This window comes from Aquisalibacillus elongatus (assembly GCF_003843875.1).
GTDB lineage: Bacteria > Bacillota > Bacilli > Bacillales > Alkalibacillaceae > Aquisalibacillus > Aquisalibacillus elongatus.
This window is the reverse complement of record NZ_RKRF01000007.1, coordinates 659,963-679,034: the sequence shown is the minus strand read 5'-3', so window position 1 is coordinate 679,034 and position 19,072 is coordinate 659,963. Positions and strand designations below refer to the sequence as shown.

The 19,072-nt window shown below is 37.0% G+C and carries 17 protein-coding genes; all 17 read left to right on the top strand.

The window, feature by feature from the left end; translation table 11 throughout:
* The first annotated feature begins 1 nt into the window (after position 1).
* Positions 2-1,705 carry a proline--tRNA ligase gene (locus tag EDC24_RS04155; protein WP_124219980.1) on the top strand — a complete coding sequence of 568 codons (1,704 nt, stop codon included), beginning with the start codon at positions 2-4 and terminating at the stop codon, positions 1,703-1,705.
* 129 nt (positions 1,706-1,834) lie between these two features.
* Positions 1,835-6,130 carry a PolC-type DNA polymerase III gene (locus EDC24_RS04150; protein WP_124219978.1) on the top strand — a complete coding sequence of 1,432 codons (4,296 nt, stop codon included), beginning with the start codon at positions 1,835-1,837 and terminating at the stop codon, positions 6,128-6,130.
* A gap of 214 nt (positions 6,131-6,344) precedes the next feature.
* Positions 6,345-6,815, top strand: coding sequence for a ribosome maturation factor RimP (gene rimP / locus EDC24_RS04145; RefSeq protein ID WP_124219976.1), 471 nt, complete (start codon positions 6,345-6,347; stop codon positions 6,813-6,815).
* Between the two features lie 18 nt (positions 6,816-6,833).
* Positions 6,834-7,910, top strand: coding sequence for a transcription termination factor NusA (gene nusA, locus EDC24_RS04140; protein WP_124219974.1), 1,077 nt, complete (start codon positions 6,834-6,836; stop codon positions 7,908-7,910).
* A 7-nt stretch (positions 7,911-7,917) separates the two neighbouring features.
* The gene (rnpM, locus tag EDC24_RS04135) at positions 7,918-8,190 is read left to right on the top strand and encodes an RNase P modulator RnpM (protein ID WP_281274492.1); all 273 of its coding nucleotides are present in this window, start codon (positions 7,918-7,920) and stop codon (positions 8,188-8,190) included.
* Positions 8,187-8,486, top strand: a complete 300-nt coding sequence (locus EDC24_RS04130; protein ID WP_124219971.1) for a YlxQ family RNA-binding protein — start codon at positions 8,187-8,189, stop codon at positions 8,484-8,486. The genes rnpM and EDC24_RS04130 overlap by 4 nt, the downstream gene beginning before the upstream one ends.
* Before the next feature lie 16 nt (positions 8,487-8,502).
* Positions 8,503-10,659 carry a translation initiation factor IF-2 gene (infB, locus tag EDC24_RS04125; RefSeq protein ID WP_124219969.1) on the top strand — a complete coding sequence of 719 codons (2,157 nt, stop codon included), beginning with the start codon at positions 8,503-8,505 and terminating at the stop codon, positions 10,657-10,659.
* Positions 10,656-10,934 (top strand): DUF503 domain-containing protein, encoded by a 279-nt coding sequence (locus EDC24_RS04120; protein ID WP_124219968.1) that lies wholly within the window; start codon positions 10,656-10,658, stop codon positions 10,932-10,934. Before infB ends, EDC24_RS04120 begins: the two co-directional genes overlap by 4 nt.
* A 23-nt stretch (positions 10,935-10,957) precedes the next feature.
* Positions 10,958-11,308 carry a 30S ribosome-binding factor RbfA gene (rbfA, locus tag EDC24_RS04115; protein WP_124219966.1) on the top strand — a complete coding sequence of 117 codons (351 nt, stop codon included), beginning with the start codon at positions 10,958-10,960 and terminating at the stop codon, positions 11,306-11,308.
* 76 nt (positions 11,309-11,384) lie between these two features.
* On the top strand, positions 11,385-12,272 hold the full coding sequence (gene truB, locus EDC24_RS04110; RefSeq protein ID WP_124219965.1) for a tRNA pseudouridine(55) synthase TruB: 888 nt from the start codon (positions 11,385-11,387) through the stop codon (positions 12,270-12,272).
* Between the two features lie 21 nt (positions 12,273-12,293).
* Complete coding sequence (locus EDC24_RS04105; protein WP_124219963.1) at positions 12,294-13,238, top strand: bifunctional riboflavin kinase/FAD synthetase; 945 nt, start codon at positions 12,294-12,296, stop codon at positions 13,236-13,238.
* Positions 13,239-13,361: 123 nt separating this feature from the next.
* Positions 13,362-13,631 carry a 30S ribosomal protein S15 gene (gene rpsO / locus EDC24_RS04100; RefSeq protein ID WP_124219962.1) on the top strand — a complete coding sequence of 90 codons (270 nt, stop codon included), beginning with the start codon at positions 13,362-13,364 and terminating at the stop codon, positions 13,629-13,631.
* 75 nt (positions 13,632-13,706) lie between these two features.
* The gene (pnp, locus tag EDC24_RS04095) at positions 13,707-15,821 is read left to right on the top strand and encodes a polyribonucleotide nucleotidyltransferase (protein WP_124219960.1); all 2,115 of its coding nucleotides are present in this window, start codon (positions 13,707-13,709) and stop codon (positions 15,819-15,821) included.
* 147 nt (positions 15,822-15,968) lie between these two features.
* A complete protein-coding gene (locus tag EDC24_RS04090; RefSeq protein ID WP_124219958.1) occupies positions 15,969-17,189 on the top strand; it encodes a M16 family metallopeptidase in 1,221 nt (406 codons plus the stop codon).
* A 31-nt stretch (positions 17,190-17,220) separates the two neighbouring features.
* On the top strand, positions 17,221-17,466 hold the full coding sequence (locus tag EDC24_RS04085; RefSeq protein ID WP_124219957.1) for a YlmC/YmxH family sporulation protein: 246 nt from the start codon (positions 17,221-17,223) through the stop codon (positions 17,464-17,466).
* An 87-nt stretch (positions 17,467-17,553) separates the two neighbouring features.
* A complete protein-coding gene (dpaA, locus tag EDC24_RS04080) occupies positions 17,554-18,429 on the top strand; it encodes a dipicolinic acid synthetase subunit A (protein WP_124219955.1) in 876 nt (291 codons plus the stop codon).
* Between the two features lie 17 nt (positions 18,430-18,446).
* Positions 18,447-19,034, top strand: coding sequence for a dipicolinate synthase subunit B (locus EDC24_RS04075; protein WP_124219953.1), 588 nt, complete (start codon positions 18,447-18,449; stop codon positions 19,032-19,034).
* Positions 19,035-19,072: the final 38 nt, after the last annotated feature.

Below are 19,072 nucleotides of genomic sequence, written 5' to 3'. Positions count from 1 at the left end.
TATGAGACAAAGTAAACTATTAATCCCAACACTACGAGAAGTTCCAGCAGAAGCAGACCTAAAGAGTCACCAGTTATTATTAAAGGCCGGCTTTATTCGACAATTAGCATCAGGAGTCTATAATTTCCTTCCTTTAGGTCGTCGAGTGTTGAGAAAAGTTGAGACGATTGTGCGTGAAGAAATGGACCGAATTGGAGCCCAAGAAGTACAAATGCCTGCATTACAACCAGCTGAATTGTGGCAGACAACCGGACGTTGGGAAACAATGGGTAATGAGTTGATGCGATTAAAAGACAGACACGAACGTGACTTTGCTTTAGGTGCGACACACGAAGAAGTCGTTACGGCATTAGTGCGCGATGAGGTTAACTCTTATAAGAAATTACCTTTTACGTTATATCAAATTCAGGCTAAATATCGAGATGAAAAACGCCCTCGTTTTGGGTTATTACGTGGTCGTGAGTTTTTAATGAAGGATGCTTATTCATTTCATGAAGATTTTGACTCGTTAGATCAAACATATGAAGATATTTTTAATGCTTATAAGCGAATTTTTGAGCGTTGTGGCTTGGACTTTAGAGCAGTAATTGCGGATTCTGGAGAAATGGGTGGTAAAGACACCCATGAATTTATGGTCTTATCTGAAGTTGGAGAAGATATTATCGCTTATTCAAATGAATCTGATTTTGCTGCAAATATTGAAATGGCACCAGTTAAGCCAAGTGATGAAAAAAGTCATGAACAGCCACTAGAATTTGAAAAGGTTGAAACACCTAATGTTAAAACGATGCAAGAAGTTGCCGATTACTTAGGTCATACTTTAGCTCAAGGTATGAAAGCTATTATGTTTAAAGTGGATGATCAATACGTTATGGTTGTAACTCGTGGAGATCATGAAGTCAATGACGTAAAACTTAAAAACCTTTACGATGCTAATAACGTAGAATTAGCCACTGAAGAGGAAACGAGACAATTAGTAGGAGCTGGTTTTGGCTCGTTAGGCCCAATTCATGTGCCTGAAACAGTTGAAGTGATTGCTGATTATGCTGTAAAAGGATTAGCCAATGCTACTTGTGGTGCCAATGAAGATGGGTATCATTATAAAAACGTTAATTCTGAACGAGATTTTAATGTGAAAGAGTATGCGGATATTAGGTTTATCCAAGAAGGGGACCCTTCACCTGACGGCCATGGTACTATCGAGTTTGCTCGAGGCATTGAAGTTGGGCATGTCTTTAAGTTAGGTACGAAATATGCTGATGACTTAAATGCGACGTTTTTGAATAAAGATGGACGAGCTCAAACTTATGTCATGGGCTGTTACGGTATTGGTGTCTCTCGTACTTTAGCATCTATCGTAGAGCAGTACCATGATGATAGAGGTATGCTGTGGCCAACACATTTAGCACCTTTTAAAGTACATTTAATCAATTTGAATGTTAAGAAAGATGAGCAGGTGGAGTTGTCAGATCAGTTGTATCAGAAGTTACTTGATGCTGGCATCGATGTTTTATATGATGATCGCCCAGAGCGTGCAGGGGTTAAATTTAACGATAGTGATTTAATTGGCGTTCCATATCGAGTAGTAGTCGGAAAGCGTGCAGACGAAGGTTATGTTGAATTTAAACACCGCTCTACAGGTGAGCAAACCGATGTGCATATGGATGATTTAATTAGCCATCTTAAACCATTAGTACAAAACTAACCTCATTTTAAATTTCATAAACTTAATTTATTAATCTTACAGCCTTTGGTTAGAATTGTATTTTGCCAAAGGCTAGTTTTCTTTTAAAATAGATTGTAGAACTATAAGGATTAAGGACGGGGAATGTCGATGGACTTGACCAAGCGAGAAAAACTAGAACTGTTGTTAAAACAAATAGGCTTACCACAAGAAATAGTCGATCGTGACTTTACAGAAGCCTATTTAGAGCGACTGTTAGTTTTAAAAGATCAGAAACAGTGGCAGTTTCATATTTATAAACCTGCACCGTTTTCTAGTGCCACTATTGAATACTTTACAGCTAGATTGAAAGACGCATTTCGCCACATTGCAGACGTAGATGTGGTTGTCGTAACAGATGATAAAGAGTTACCAGAAGAAGAAATACAATCTTATTGGAAGTTTTTTATAAATTCTATTCATGATCTATTCCCGGCATATAAAGATTTTATTTGTAATCAGATACCTAGTGTTAATGGCTCTCAATTGACGGTTTATGCACGTAATGATGCGGAAGCGAACATGATGAAGAAAAAAATTAATCCATTATTTCAAGAGTTTTGTCAGAACAAGGGTCTTAAACCTTATCAATTATTATTTGAGATTTCCTACAACCAAGAAGAAGTAGAAGAATTTCAACGGCAAAAACAACTAGAAGAACAACAGTATATTGAACGGGCAATTAAAGATAAAGAAGAACGAGAGAAGAATGGAATAGATGAGCAATCATCAACTGATTCATTACCATTAAAAATAGGTAATGATATTCAAGATGAGCCTGAGCAAATACGTAATATTCTAGAAGAAGAAAAACGTATGACCATTCAGGGGTACGTGTTTGAAGTTGATATCAGAAATTTAAGATCCGGAAGAGATTTATTAATTGTTAGTTTGACAGATTATACAGATTCGATTCAGATCAAGATGTTCTCAAAAGGCGATGAACAAAAAGAACTCTTCAAAAAGGTTGAAGAAGGTAAATGGATTAAAGCTCGTGGTAGTATTCAAACAGATACGTACACCAATGAACTGATGATGATGGGAAATGACTTGCATGAAGTAGCACCTAAACAAAGAAAAGACGACGCGTTAGAAAAACGTGTTGAACTGCATGCTCATACAACAATGAGTCAGATGGATGCAACGGTATCAGCAACTAATTTAGTAGAGCGAGCTGCGAAATGGGGTCATAAATCTATCGCCATAACAGACCATGCCGTAGCACAAGCATTTCCAGATGCCCATAGTGCGAGTGAGAAACATGGTATTAAAGTGCTTTATGGTTTAGAAGCTAATTTAGTGGATGATGGCATCCCGATTGCTTATAATCCGGCTTCCGTAGATTTAAACGATGCCAATTATATCGTCTTTGACGTTGAGACTACAGGCTTATCAGCATCGTACGATAAAATTATTGAACTTGCAGCGGTGAAGATTTATCAAGGTGAGATTATTGATCGGTTCGAGAGATTTGCAAATCCGCATCAAAAACTAAGTCAAACAACCATCGACTTAACGGGAATCACCGATGATATGGTTGCTGATGCGCCAGAGATTGAAGATGTTATGTCTGATTTTAATGAATGGATGGGAAATGACATCTTAGTTGCGCACAATGCTAGTTTCGATATAGGGTTCATTAATGCAGCTTTTCAGCGTATGGGAATCGAAAAAGTTTCAAACCCTGTTATCGATACGTTAGAACTTGCACGTTTATTATACCCTGAGCTTAAAAACCATCGACTTAATACGTTATGTAAGCACTTAAATATTGAACTAACACAGCATCACCGTGCGATTTATGACGCAGAGGCAACAGGTTATTTATTGTGGAGTTTAGTTAAATCGGCATTGGAAAAAGAAATGAAACAGCATCATGAATTAAATCGTCACGTAGGTGAAGGAGATGCATATAAGCGTTCTCGCCCAAATCATGCTATTTTAATCGCTCAGACGCAGGAAGGTCTAAAGAACTTATTTAAATTAATTTCAATGGCACATGTGGATTATTTTTATCGAGTCCCAAGAATTCCTCGATCGAAATTAGTTGAACATCGTAAAGGAATTTTAGTTGGTTCTGGCTGTGACCAGGGTGAGTTATTCGATACGATTGCCTTAAAATCAGAGGATGAGGCTGAAAAAGTCGCTGAGTTTTATGATTATATTGAAGTTCAACCACCGATGAACTATTATCACTTAATCGAAAAAGAACAAGTTCAATCCGTTGAACATATCAAACAATTAATTAAAAAGCTCGTTAAAATAGGTGAGAAACAAAATAAGAAAGTTGTAGCAACGGGCAACACTCATTACTTAGACCCGCACGAAAAAATCTATCGACAAATGTTAATTGCATCTCAAAGCGGTAACCCTCTAAACAGACAAACTGTTCCAGATGTATATTTCAAAACAACCAACGAGATGCTTGAAGACTTTGCCTTTTTAGGTGAGATAAAAGCAAAAGAGGTTGTGATTGAAAATACGAATTGGGTAGCGGATCAAGTTGAAGATGTAAAACCAGTAAAAGATGATTTATATACACCGAACATTGAAGGTGCAGACGATGAAATTATAGATACGTGTTATACGCGTGCTAAATCAATTTATGGTGATGATTTACCAGAGATTGTCGTTAACCGATTAGAGAAAGAATTAAAGAGTATTATTGATAATGGGTTCTCGGTTATCTATTTAATTTCAGAGAAACTCGTTAAGAAATCACTTAGTGATGGTTATCTAGTTGGTTCACGTGGATCAGTCGGTTCATCTTTTGTCGCTACGATGCTGGATATAACTGAGGTGAACCCATTACCGCCACATTATGTTTGTGACCAGTGTAGTTTTTATGAATTTTTCAATGATGGATCTGTTGGTTCAGGGTTTGACCTCCCGGAAAAAACTTGTCCAAACTGCGGAGCTGATTTAGTTCGTGATGGTCAAGATATTCCATTTGAGACGTTCTTAGGATTTAAAGGTGATAAGGTACCTGATATTGATTTGAACTTCTCAGGTGAATACCAACCAAAAGCACACCATTATACGAAGGTATTATTTGGTGAAGAAAATGTGTATCGTGCAGGGACAATTGGGACGGTAGCTGAAAAAACAGCATTTGGATTTGTGAAAGGCTATGCTCAAGATCATCAATTAATGTACCGGCAAGCTGAAATTTCAAGATTGGTTAAAGGTTGTACAGGTGTAAAACGTACAACAGGACAACACCCTGGTGGTATTATCGTTGTACCGGATGATTTAGAAATTTATGACTTTACACCGATTCAGTACCCAGCGGATGACCGGAATGCGGAATGGAAGACAACGCATTTTGATTTCCATTCTATACACGATAACTTATTAAAGCTAGATATACTCGGGCACGATGATCCGACCGTCATCAGAATGCTTCAGGATTTAACTGGGATTGATCCGAAAGATGTACCAACGAATGATCCAGAGGTTATGAAAATTTTTGAAGGACCAGAGCCATTAGGTGTATCACCTGATCAAATTATGTGTAAAACTGGTACGCTAGGTGTACCAGAATTTGGGACGCGTTTTGTTCGTCAAATGCTTGAAGATACAAAACCATCGACGTTTGCAGAATTGGTTATTATCTCAGGTTTATCTCATGGAACTGACGTGTGGTTAGGAAATGCTCAAGAATTAATTAATGATGGTATTTGTGAAATTGGTGATGTTATCGGATGTCGTGATGACATTATGGTCTATTTAATGCACCAAGGGTTAGAAGCTTCTTTAGCATTTACAATTATGGAACACGTTCGTAAAGGTAAAGGGTTATCCGATGATTGGATTGCAGAGATGAAAAAGCATGGTGTCCCAGATTGGTATATTGATTCTTGCTTGAAGATTAAATATATGTTCCCGAAAGCACACGCTGCCGCTTATGTATTAATGGCTGTTAGAATTGCGTATTTTAAAGTGCATTATCCAATAGAATTCTATGCGGCTTATTTCACAGTTAGAGCAAGCGATTTTGAATTAGATACGATGGTTAAAGGTTCAGAAGCGATCAGGTCTAGAGTTCAAGAGATTTTAGATAAAGGTAATGATGCTACACCTAAAGAAAAGAGTTTACTAACAGTATTAGAGCTAGCGCTTGAAATGTGTGAAAGAGGCTACTCATTCCAAAAAGTAGATCTTTATCGCTCAACTGCAAGTGAGTTTTTAGTGGATGGTGATACGCTCATTCCTCCATTTAACGCTGTTGATGGACTTGGGACGAATGCGGCAATTAACATTGTGAAGGCAAAAGAAGACGGTGAATTCTTATCTAAAGAAGATTTAAGAGAACGCAGTCGTATTTCTAAAACAGTATTAGAATACTTAGATGAACATGGTTGTTTAGAAGGATTGCCTGATCAAAATCAGCTATCACTGTTCTAAGTTGTTGCATTTTATAGGGGTTTATGGTATATTTTCAATTGGTTAAGCAAAAGATACGTTAAGGTTTAAAAGGAGTGGGGCGACCCACTCTTTCGTTTTATCTTTACTTTCCCTGCTGTCATCAGCAGGGAAATTTATTGAATGAGATCATTTAGCTGAAAAATACTATTAAAAACTAGTTGTTTTGATCTTTTTCCTTTAAGGAGGTATTCAGTTGAGTAAAAAGATTATTTCTTTAACTGAAGAGTTAGTTCAACCTATTGTTGAAGATTTAAACTTAGAATTAGTAGAAGTTGAATTCGTTAAAGAGGGGAAAAATTACTTTTTACGCGTATATGTTGATAAAGAAGGCGGAGTTGATATTGAAGACTGCGGAAAAGTAAGTGAACAATTAAGCGAAAAATTAGATGAAGTTGATCCTATTGAGCAAGCATACTTTTTAGAAGTATCTTCTCCAGGTGTTGAAAGAAGGTTGAAGAAACGTTCAGATTTTGAACGGTTCGTAGGATCACATATATATGTAAAAACATACGAGCCAATTAACCATGAAAAAGAATTTTATGGCGATTTAACATCATTCGAAGATGATTTGATTACGTTAATGGTGAAAGAAAAAACAAGAGAAAAAGAGGTACAAATACCTTTTGATAAAGTGGCAAAAGCCAATATTGCCGTTACATTTTAATATGAGGAGGTAAGACTGTTGAGTTCGGAACTTTATAGTGCGATTGAGTATTTATCTGAAGAAAAAGGGATCGACAGAGAAATTTTATTAGAAGCATTAGATGCTGCATTAGTATCAGCTTACAAAAAGAACTTTAACTCTAAGACCAACGTGAGAGTTGAGCTGAATGAAAACGATGGAATGAAAGTTTTTGCGAGGTTAGAAGTTGTCGATGAAGTTACTGATGACCAAACAGAAATTGCATTAGATGAGGCAAAAGAAATGGACCCATCTTATGAAGTAGGTGACGTCGTTGAGCACGAAGTGACACCAAGAGATTTTGGCCGTATTGCAGCTCAGGCGGCTAAGCAGGTTGTCACCCAGCGTGTGCGTGAAGCTGAACGCGGTGTGATTTACAATGACTTTATGGATCGTGTGGATGACATCATGACAGGGAAGGTACAACGTAAGGACAATCGTTTCCTATATATTCATTTAGGTAAAATCGAGGGTAAATTACCTCTAAATGAAATTATGCCAAATGAATCATACGATATTCACGATCGAATTAAAGTATATGTCACAAGAGTTGAAAATAGCGGAAAAGGACCACAAGTTTTTGTATCCCGTACTCATCCTGGTTTATTAAAACGATTATTCGAGATGGAAGTACCTGAAATCTATGAAGGTATTGTTGAGTTAAGATCGGTTGCTAGAGAAGCGGGCGATCGTTCTAAAATAAGTGTATATGCTGAAAATCCTGAAATTGATCCAGTCGGTGCGTGTGTAGGTCAACGTGGTCAAAGAGTCCAAACGATTGTCGATGAACTTCGTGGAGAGAAAATTGACATCGTTCATTGGTCTGAAGATCCAGTTGTGTATATATCAAATGCCTTAAGTCCATCACAAGTTATTGACGTCTTAGTTGATGAAGAAGACCAAGCAACAACTGTCATTGTTCCTGACCACCAACTTTCACTTGCTATTGGTAAAAAAGGTCAGAATGCAAGGCTTGCGGCTAAGTTAACAGGTTGGAAAATCGATATTAAAAGTGAATCTGAGGCAAGAGAAGAAGGTTTATTAGACGAAGATCCTGACACTTTCGATCTTGAATAAAGGGGGAGTGAACATGGGTAATAAGAAAGAACCTTTAAGAAAATGTGTAGTGACTCAAGAAATGTTTCCTAAAAAGCAATTAATTAGAGTGGTTCGAAACAAAGAAGGAGACGTCTTTGTAGATGAAACTGGAAAAAAGAATGGTAGAGGGGCTTATTTAAGTAAAGATCCTGAAGTGATTCAAAAAGCTCAACAATCTAATGTTCTACAGAGACATTTGAACACCAACATAGATGACGAATTATATCAAGAATTGCTGCAAAAGGTGACTGAATCATGAGTTCATACTTAAATTTATTAGGCCTAGCGATACGCGCAAACAAAGTATCTTTAGGTGAAGAGACGATTGTTCACGATATTCGAACGAAACAAGCGACGTTAGTTTTAATTGCAAATGATGCTTCTTCTAACACAAAAAAGAAGCTAACAGATAAGTGCAAAAGTTATGGAATACCTTATAAAATAGTTGATTCAAGAGAAGAGATCTCGCAAGCGATTGGTAAAAAAAATCGAGTAGCAGTAGCCATAAAAGACGAAGGATTCACGAAAAAGTTTTTGCAATTAATTAACGATTAATCACGGGGGTGAATGTATGAAAAAAATGCGAGTATATGAGTATGCTAAGCAAAATAATTTAAAAAGCAAAGAAGTTATTAATCATTTACAAGAATTAGATATTGAAGTATCTAACCATATGTCAACAATTACGGAGAATGCCATTAGACAACTAGATCAAAAACTAAATCCTACAACAAATGAAAACAAACAAGAATCAACACAAGAAGCAAAGCCAAAACAACAATCACAGCCAAAACAAGAGCAAAAAAATAAATCTAACCAAGGTTCAAAACCACAACATCAGTCGAAATCGAATTCTAATCAACATAAGAAAAAATCCAATCAAAATAAACAACAACAGCAAAAGAAGAACCAAAAGAGTAAAGGGAACCATAAACAATCTAAACGACCTGAGGCAAAACAACAACCTCAAGGATTACCAGATAAAGTTACTTACCAAGGATCTTTAACGGTTGGAGAATTAGCTGATAAGTTAAATAAAGACAGCTCAGAAATTATTAAGAAACTCATGATGCTTGGTGTTATGGCAACAATAAACCAAACACTAGAAAAAGAATCCATTGAATTAATTTGTGATGATTATGGTGTAGAGGTTGAAGAAGAAATTGTTGTAGAAGAAACAGATTTAGACAACTTTATTGAAGAAGATTCAGAGGAAGCTCTACAAGAACGCCCAGCAGTTGTGACCATCATGGGGCACGTTGACCACGGTAAAACAACGTTGTTAGATTCCATCCGCCACACTAAAGTAACAGAAGGTGAAGCGGGAGGAATTACTCAACATATTGGAGCTTACCAAATCGAAACACAAGGCAAAAAAGTAACATTTCTTGATACACCTGGCCACGCTGCTTTTACCAGTATGCGTTCCCGCGGTGCTCAAGTGACTGATATCGCCATTTTAGTTGTTGCAGCAGATGATGGTGTTATGCCTCAAACTGTAGAGGCCGTGAACCATGCGAAAGCAGCAGGGGTACCAATCATTGTTGCTGTTAATAAAATGGATAAAGAAGGTGCTGATCCAAACCGTGTGATGCAGGAATTGATGGAATATGAATTAGTTCCTGAAGATTGGGGAGGCGAGACCATCTTCGCTCCTTTATCAGCAATTGAAGGTGATGGTATTGACGATTTACTTGAGATGATTAAGCTAGTAGCTGAAGTAGAAGAATTAAAAGCAAACCCAGATTGCTTTGCTAATGGTACCGTTGTAGAAGCTGAACTAGATAAAGGTCGAGGACCAGTCGCTACATTCTTAGTTCAAAATGGAACTTTAAGAGTCGGCGATCCATTAGTAGTCGGAAACACGTTCGGTAAAATACGTGCGATGACAAACGATTTAGGTATGCGGGTTAAAGAAGCGGGCCCATCTACACCTGTTGAGGTTATTGGTTTACAAGATGTACCAAAAGCAGGTGACCGTTTTGTCGTCTTCAAAGATGAAAAAGACGCTAAACGCATTGCTGAACTAAGAAAAGAAAAACAAATTGAATCACAACGTGAAGAGTCTGGAAAGTTAAATTTAGATGATTTATTTAAACAGATTCAACAAGGTGACGTTAAGGAAATCAGCGTTATTGTTAAGGCAGACGTTCAAGGAACTGTTGAAGCATTAGCATCCTCTTTAGAAAGAATAGAAGTTGAAGGCTGCAATATTAAGATTATTCATACAGGTGTTGGTGCTATTACGGAATCTGATATAATTCTTGCATCTGCTTCTAACGCGATTGTGGTCGGTTTTAATGTTCGTCCAGATGCCAATGCTAAGCGAACGGCAGAGCAAGAGAAGATTGATATCCGATTACATCGTGTCATCTATAAAGTGATTGAAGAAATTGAAGCTGCTATGAAAGGTATGCTTGATCCTGAATTTGAAGAGCAAATCATTGGTCAAGTAGAGGTGCGTGAAACGTTTAAAGTGTCTAAAGTAGGTACTATTGCGGGTTGTTACGTTACAGATGGAAAAGTAAAACGTAACTCTGGTATACGCGTTGTTCGTGATGGTGTTGTCATCTTTGAAGGTGAAATTGACTCATTAAAACGTTATAAAGATGATGCAAAAGAAGTCCAACAAGGTTATGAATGTGGTATAACCGTGGTAAACTATAATGACATTAAAGTTGGGGATTATCTAGAAGCATTTGAAATGAGGGAAATTGAACGCAAATGATTGGTTATGCATACGTTGAATGCATGATGTACGACGTTCACTCTTTAAAAGAGAAAAGGTCCATTTTAAAACAACTCATTCATCAAACTAGAAAGAAATTTAATGTCAGCATTACCGAAGTAGAATACCATGATTTGTGGCAACGATGTGCTTTTGGAGTAGCTATCGTTTCAAATCAAAAAGTAATAGCTGAGAAAACATTACAAGAGGTAGTTCGTCATATGGATATGCGAACGGACTTAGAAGTCACTGTAGTGGACTATGAGTGGCTCTAACCTCCAATATTGAGGTGATCGACATGAGTAATATTCGTTCAAATCGAGTGGCGGAACAAATGAAAAAAGAACTTGGTGATATTCTTTCTCGTAAAATTAAAGATCCGCGTGTCGGCTTTGTCACTGTGACAGATGTTCAAGTTTCAGGGGACTTACAGCAGGCTAAAGTATTTATTTCTATTTTTGGAGATGAAGAAAAGAAGGAAGAGACCCTAATTGGATTAGCCAAGTCTAAAGGATTTATTCGTTCTGAAATAGGCAATCGAATCAGACTTCGAAAAGTTCCAGAATTAACATTTGAAATCGATGAAACGATCGAACATGGAAATAAAATTGAACGAATTATTCAAGATCTAAATGAAGATGATCGCTAATTTATTAAAAGGATAGGCCTTGTGTCTATCCTTTTAGATTGTACATACAGGAAATCCTTTAATGAGGAGGAGTAAGATGAACGGTGTAATTCCACTCTGGAAACCTAAAGGAATGACTTCTCATGATTGCGTTTCTCGCATCAGACAAATTTTTAAGACAAAAAAAGTAGGACATACAGGAACTCTTGACCCAGATGCTGAGGGTGTACTGCCGATTTGTGTAGGTAAGGCAACAAAAATTGCCTCTCTTCTAACATTAAATAATAAAGAGTATGAAGCTGAAATTTCACTAGGGCAGTCTACGACAACTGAGGATTTAGCTGGTGAAATCGTTGAAAAAAAGAACGTAGATCAATCGTTCACAATTGATGAATGCGAAAGTGTATTATCAGGTTTTCAAGGGTGGATAACACAAGTTCCTCCAATGTATTCAGCAATTAGAGTCGATGGCAAACGATTATATGAGTATGCCAGAGAAGGTATTGAAGTTGAACGGCCAAGTCGTCAGGTAAACATTTATGAAATTAAGATGTTATCAGATGAATTAACTTGGTATAATGATTGTGATGTGCGTTTTAACTTTAAAGTAGCTTGCTCAAGCGGAACATACATAAGAACGTTATGCGTTGATATAGGACACAAATTAGGATACCCTGCTCATATGAGTCGATTAATCCGAACACAAGCTGGTGACTTTCCAATTGACCAGACGGTTACCTTTGAAGAATTAGAACAATCAAAGGCGGAATCTCTTATTTCGTTGGCTGATGTTTTAACGTTGCCAAGTTATACAATCAGTCCTGATGAGGAATACCGATTTAGACATGGACAAGTCCTAGAATTACCGGAAGAATTAGAGGATGTATCAACTTTTAAAGTCATCACTGAATCAAACGAATTAATTGCGGTCTATCAACACCATCCTTCTAAAGTCGGCAAGATGAAACCTTATAAAGTATTTTAAAGACAAAAAGTGGTGAAGAACATGCAAGTCATTCATTTAAATTACCCAAATCAAGATTATTATAATGTGGATCCAGTAAGCATGGCAGTAGGCTATTTTGACGGTCTTCATTTAGGACACCAAGAAGTGATACATGAAGCTATACGTGTGGCTGATGAACGAAATCTTAAAAGTGCTGTTATGACCTTTCATCCTCATCCATTATCTGTCTTAAAACAAGAGCCTTTAAAAGATTTTTTAATAACATCTTTAGATGATAAAATAAAGCTGTTTAGTGACTTGAACATTGATTATCTATTTATCGTGACATTTAATAAGGATCTGGCAAAATTATCCCCAGAGGATTTTGTTCAAAAATTCTTTATTGATATTAACGTTAAACATGTTGTCGGTGGATTTGACTTTTCATTTGGCCATAAAGGGTCTGGAAAAATTCAAAAAATGAATGAATATGCTAATGGACAGTTAACATATTCTGTTGTAGATAAAGTGTCATATGAAGGGGACAAAGTAAGCTCTACTAGAATTAGGGATTTATTAAATGAAGGACAGTTAGAAGCTGTTACAAAACTTTTAGGTAGACCTTTTACGCTTACAGCAGAGGTAATTCATGGTGAAAAGCGAGGCAGGGAAATCGGATATCCCACCGCGAATCTTCATATATCAACCGAACAAAAGCTTCCAAAGGTAGGCGTCTATGCTGTTTACGCATACGTCAACGGGCAATCTTATTATGGTATGGCGAATATTGGGTATAATCCAACCTTTACAGATGGAATCGAACGACCTATCGTAGAAGTTCATTTGTTTGATTTCGATGAAGATATATATCATCAATCCATTCGTGTAGAGTTTCATTACTATATACGTGATGAGGAGAAGTTTAATGATATTGATGATTTAATTGCCCGCATGAAGGAAGATGAGATCGAAACTAAAAATTTCTTTCAAATTCCAAAGGGATAACACTTGCATTTTAAGTCAAAAAAATGTATCGTAATAATGTGATTAATCAACCTTTCATCTTGGCATTACGAGTCACCGACGAATGCTAGGGGTTAGGGGATCAAAAATAGGAGGTGAAAAAGGATGGCCATTTCACAAGAACGTAAGCAAGCATTAATCAATGAATTCAAGACACACGAGAATGACACTGGTTCACCAGAAGTTCAAGTTGCTATCCTAACTGAACAAATCAATACACTAAATGAACATTTACGTGAGCATAAGAAAGATCATCACTCGCGTCGTGGATTGATGAAAATGGTTGGTAGACGTCGTCATTTACTAAACTATTTACGTAATAAAGACGTCCAACGCTATCGTGACTTAGTTAACAAATTAGGACTACGTAGATAAACGAAAAAGCGGGGGATACCCGCTTTTTCTTTACTTTTACATACTTTTACAGTTTTGAGAGGGGTATTAAATTATATGTCCAATGAAATGAAAACATTTTCAATTGATGTGGCAGGTAGGACGTTAACGTTTGAAGTGGGAGAAGTAGCGAAGCAAGCCAATGGTGCTGCGATGGTTCGTTACGGTGATACATCCGTATTAGTAGCAGCAACTGCTTCTAAAGAACCGAAAGACCTTCCATTTTTCCCATTAACCATCAACTATGAGGAAAAGCTTTACGCAGTGGGTAAAATTCCAGGTGGTTTTATTAAACGTGAAGGACGTCCAAGTGACCGTGCGGTTTTAACATCTCGTTTAATCGACCGTCCAATTCGACCATTATTCGCAGACGGATTCCGAAATGAAGTACAAGTCATTAGCACCGTTATGAGTGTTGATCAAGACTGCTCATCAGAAATTGCAGCGATGATTGGTTCATCATTAGCTCTTTGTATTTCTGACATACCATTTGAGGGTCCAATTGCAGGTGTTCATGTTGGCCGTGTTAATGATGAATTCATTATTAACCCAACGATTGAACAATCAAAAGAAAGTGATATTGACTTAACAGTTGCCGGCACAAAAGATGCGATTAACATGGTTGAAGCTGGTGCTCATGAAGTTCCTGAAGATGTTATGTTAGAGGCGATTATGTTCGGTCATGAAGAAATTAAAAGGCTTGTTGAATTCCAGGAAGAAGTTGTAAAAGAAGTCGGTAAAGAGAAGATAGAAGTCGAACTTTTCGCGCCAAGTGAAGACGTTACAACAGAAGTTGAAAAAATTGCGAAAGAAAAAATGATTGAAGCTATTCAGACTGAAGATAAGCAAGATCGTGATGAGGCAATAAGTGCAGTAAAAAAAGAAATTGTAGAGAAGTACGAACAAGAAGAAGCAGAAGAAGATAAAATCTCTCAAGTAAAAGCTGTATTAGATCAAATGGTAAAAGACGAGGTAAGACGTTTAATTACTGAAGATAAAGTACGTCCTGACGGAAGAAAAGTTGATGAAATTAGACCGTTATCATCTAGAACAAATGTTTTACCACGTACACATGGTTCTGCTATGTTTACCCGTGGTCAGACTCAAGCATTAAGTGTATGTACTTTAGGTGCTTTAGGTGATGTACAAGTTTTAGATGGTTTAAATCTAGAAGACGAAAAACGCTTTATGCATCATTATAATTTCCCGCAATATAGTGTTGGTGAAACTGGACCAATTCGTGGTCCTGGAAGGCGTGAAATTGGGCATGGTGCTTTAGGTGAACGTGCATTAGATCCAATTATTCCAGATGAAGTAGAGTTTCCTTATACGGTACGTGTCGTATCAGAAATATTAGAATCAAACGGTTCAACTTCACAAGCAAGTATTTGTGCTGGTACGATGGCATTAATGGATGCAGGTGTTCCAATTAAAGCACCAGTTGCAGGTATTGCAATGGGCTTAGTAAAATCAGGTGAAAATTATACGGTTTTAACTGATATACAAGGCATGGAAGATGCTTTAGGTGATATGGACTTTAAAGTAGCAGGGACTTCTAAAGGAGTAACAGCGCTTCAAATGGACATTAAAGTTGATGGACTATCAAGAGACATCCTAGAAGAGGCTCTAACTCAAGCGAAAAAAGGTCGCATGGATATTCTAGATCATATGATGAATACGATCTCTGAGCCAAGAGAAGAGCTGTCTGAATTTGCACCTAAGATTGAATCTATTGCCATTAATCCAGATAAAATTCGTGATGTGATTGGTCCAAGTGGTAAACAGATTAATCAGATCATTGAAGAAACAGATGTTAAAATTGATATTGAACAAGATGGTACAATCTTTATTTCATCGCCTGACCGTGAAAAAATTTCAAAAGCTAAAAAGATTATTCAAGATCTAGTCCGTGAAGTAGAAGTTGGGGAAATCTACTTAGGAACGGTTAAGCGTATTGAGAAATTTGGTGCGTTTGTTGAATTGTTCAGCGGAAAAGATGGTCTTGTACACATTAGTGAGTTAGATGAAAAACACGTTAAAAACGTTACTGATATTGCTAATGTTGGAGATGAGATGCTTGTTAAAGTAAAAGAAATTGATAAGCAAGGACGAGTTAATCTGTCAAGAAAAGCTGCTTTACAAGAACAAGAAACAAACGAAGCTAAGTCATAGAGCTGGTTGAGACAATACCAGTTCTTTTTTCAGTCAACACTTTGACATGTTAAAGCGTCAGAATAGACTTGGCCTTTAAGCCAAGTTTTTTCTATGACGTATAATGAGTGAATATTCAATCATTATACAAATGGGGAGGGGAAAACCTTGATTCGTCGGTATCAATTAGATAATGGTCTCCGAATTGTGGAAGAGTCATTGCCATCTTTACGCTCTGTGTCAATCGGTATATGGATTCTTACCGGTTCAAGAAATGAATCCTATGCTTATAATGGTATTTCGCACCTGATTGAGCACATGCTGTTTAAAGGAACGCAGACTCGTAATGCAAGAGATATTGCTGAAGCATTTGATTCAATTGGAGGAGATACAAATGCTTTTACATCTAAGGAATATACATGTTTATATGCAAAGGTTATGGACCAACATACCAATTATGCATTAGATCTTATGTTTGATATGATTTTTAACTCTACTTTTGATGAAGATGAATTAGAAAGAGAGAAGAATGTTATATATGAAGAAATTGCAATGACTGAAGACACACCAGATGATATCATTCATGACCATTTACATGAAGTAAGCTTTAAGTATCACCCATTAGGAAAACCGATATTAGGTAACCATGACACTTTAGAAGGTATTACTAGAGATGATATTTTGAAGTTTAGAGAGGAGTACTATACATCTGATCGTATAGTAATTTCAATTGCAGGAAATATACCAGAAGGATTATACGAAAAAATAAATGAGCTCTTTTCTGATTTACCATCTAATTCGAGTTCTAATGATGAGTTAATGACTTCTTATAATATAGAAGTGATGAAACAGCATAAAGAAACGACGCAAGCACATTTATGTTTAGGTTATGAAGGTATACCGATCCATCATGATTCGATTTATCACATGGCTGTATTAAACAACGTCTTGGGTGGGAGTATGAGTTCGAGATTATTCCAAAAAATACGTGAAGAATTAGGGCTTACATATACGATTTTCTCTTATCATAATGCTTTTCGTGATAATGGAATCCTTACAGTGTATGGAGCGACTAATTTAGAACAATTAGATTTGTTGGAACAGGAAATTCAGTTAACAGTTGAAGATATATGGAAACATGGGATAACTGAAAAAGAACTTAATAATACGATTCAACAATTAAAAGGCCAAATTGTGCTAGGGTTAGAAAACCCCAATAGCCGTATGCACCGTAATGGACGTAATGAGCTTCTAGGAATCGAACATATCCCGCTTAATTCATTAATTCAACAATTTGAACAAGTAACACACCGAGGGATAGAAGAACTGGCACAAAAAACATTTAGTCAAAAGCCTTCTAAAGCATGTATTTTACCTCAGGACGTATAATGTATAAAGACGTTTATAAAGAGGTGAAGTGATGCGTTATCGAGATTTGACGGGTAAGGAACTTATTGATGCGCACAAGGGCGAACGTTTAGGGATTTTAGGTCATACGGATTTAGATATTAACCCAGAAACAGGACGAATTGATTCGATTGTGATTCAGGACTTTTCGATGTTAGGCCTTAAAAAAGGAGATGCAACTGCTAAAGTAAAATGGAACGATATTGAAGTAATTGGGGACGACATGATTATTGTTAAACCAAACCGTCATAAAGACTGACTCTCAATTTTTGGGAGTCAGTCTTTCACTTTTTTTGGGCTATGACATAGAATATTATGGGCTGAATGACGCTTGAGAGGTGATGATATGTTAACAGGAAAATCAATTGTTATTATTGGGGGTGATGCAAGGCATGTGGAAATGATGAAACATTTGATTGAAAAAGACGCAACTTTATATGCCGTAGGATATGAAGAGCTTGAAGAAGAAATTGACGGTTTATATTTAACCGATGTCGATCATATTCCTCAAGAAAAAGTCGATGCGATTATTCTTCCGATTACTGGATTAGATAAAGAAGGTTACGCGGAAGCACATTTTGCTGAAACATCACCACATATTACAAAGGACTGGTTAGAAGGTTTCAGAGGCGACTGTATACTATTTACAGGAATTATGACGCCTTATTTGAAAGAGTTACTCTCTTTTAAAGAACGTATTATACCGTTATTTAACCGAGATGACGTGGCAATTTACAATTCGATACCAACTGCAGAAGGCACAGTCATGTTTGCAATCCAACATACGGATTTTACGATACACAATTCGAATGTCACCATACTTGGTTTAGGTCGTGTAGGAAAAACGTTAATTCATACTTTTAAAGGACTAGGAGCTAACGTATCGGTTTATTCCAGGCATGAGGATGAATTGGCGAGAATCTTTGAATATCAAGCATCACCAATACGTGATGAAGAGTTAGAAGACCATTTAAAAGATTGCGATATATTAATCAACACGATTCCAGCACTATTTGTTACACCTTCTTTAATTTCTTCGCTTCCAATCAATAGTTTAATCATTGACTTGGCGTCAAAACCAGGAGGCGTTGACTTTCGTTTCGCAAAGAAGAGAGGGATTAAATCTATTTTAGCTCCCGGTTTGCCTGGATTAGTAGCACCTAAAACAGCAGGTGTTATTTTAGCGCGCGTCATTCATAACATTATTATGGAAAATCAATAGGAAGGAGCTTGACTATAGTGGATTTAAAAGGAAAGCGAATTGGCTTTGGTCTAACGGGTTCTCATTGTACTTATGATGAAACATTCCCTCAAATGCAGCGATTAGTCGAATTAGGAGCAGAGGTCGTACCGATTGTGTCCTATACCGTACAATCAACGGATACAAAATTTGGAGAGGCCGCAAGCCATTTAGATCGAATTAAGGACATTACACAAAAAAACTTAATCTCATCGATTCCAGAAGCAGAACCTTTAGGGCCTAAGGAGCCTTTGGATTGTATGGTAATTGCACCAATGACAGGTAATTCATTGAGTAAGTTTGCTAATGCTTTAACGGATTCCCCTGTCTTAATGGCAGCAAAAGCCACTTTAAGAAATCGTAACCCTGTTGTATTAGCTATATCTACCAATGATGCTTTGGCTATTAATGCAGCGAATTTAGCTAAATTATTGGTGGCAAAAAACGTTTATTTTGTGCCGTTTGGGCAAGATGATCCGATTCAAAAACCAACTTCTCTAGTTGCACATATGGACCTTTTACCTGAAACGATTTCTTATGCTATTGAAGGTAAACAGTTCCAGCCCATGTTGAAGGAGTATTTGTGAGAGTCATGACTTTATAGAATTCAAAAATGTGTTAAAAT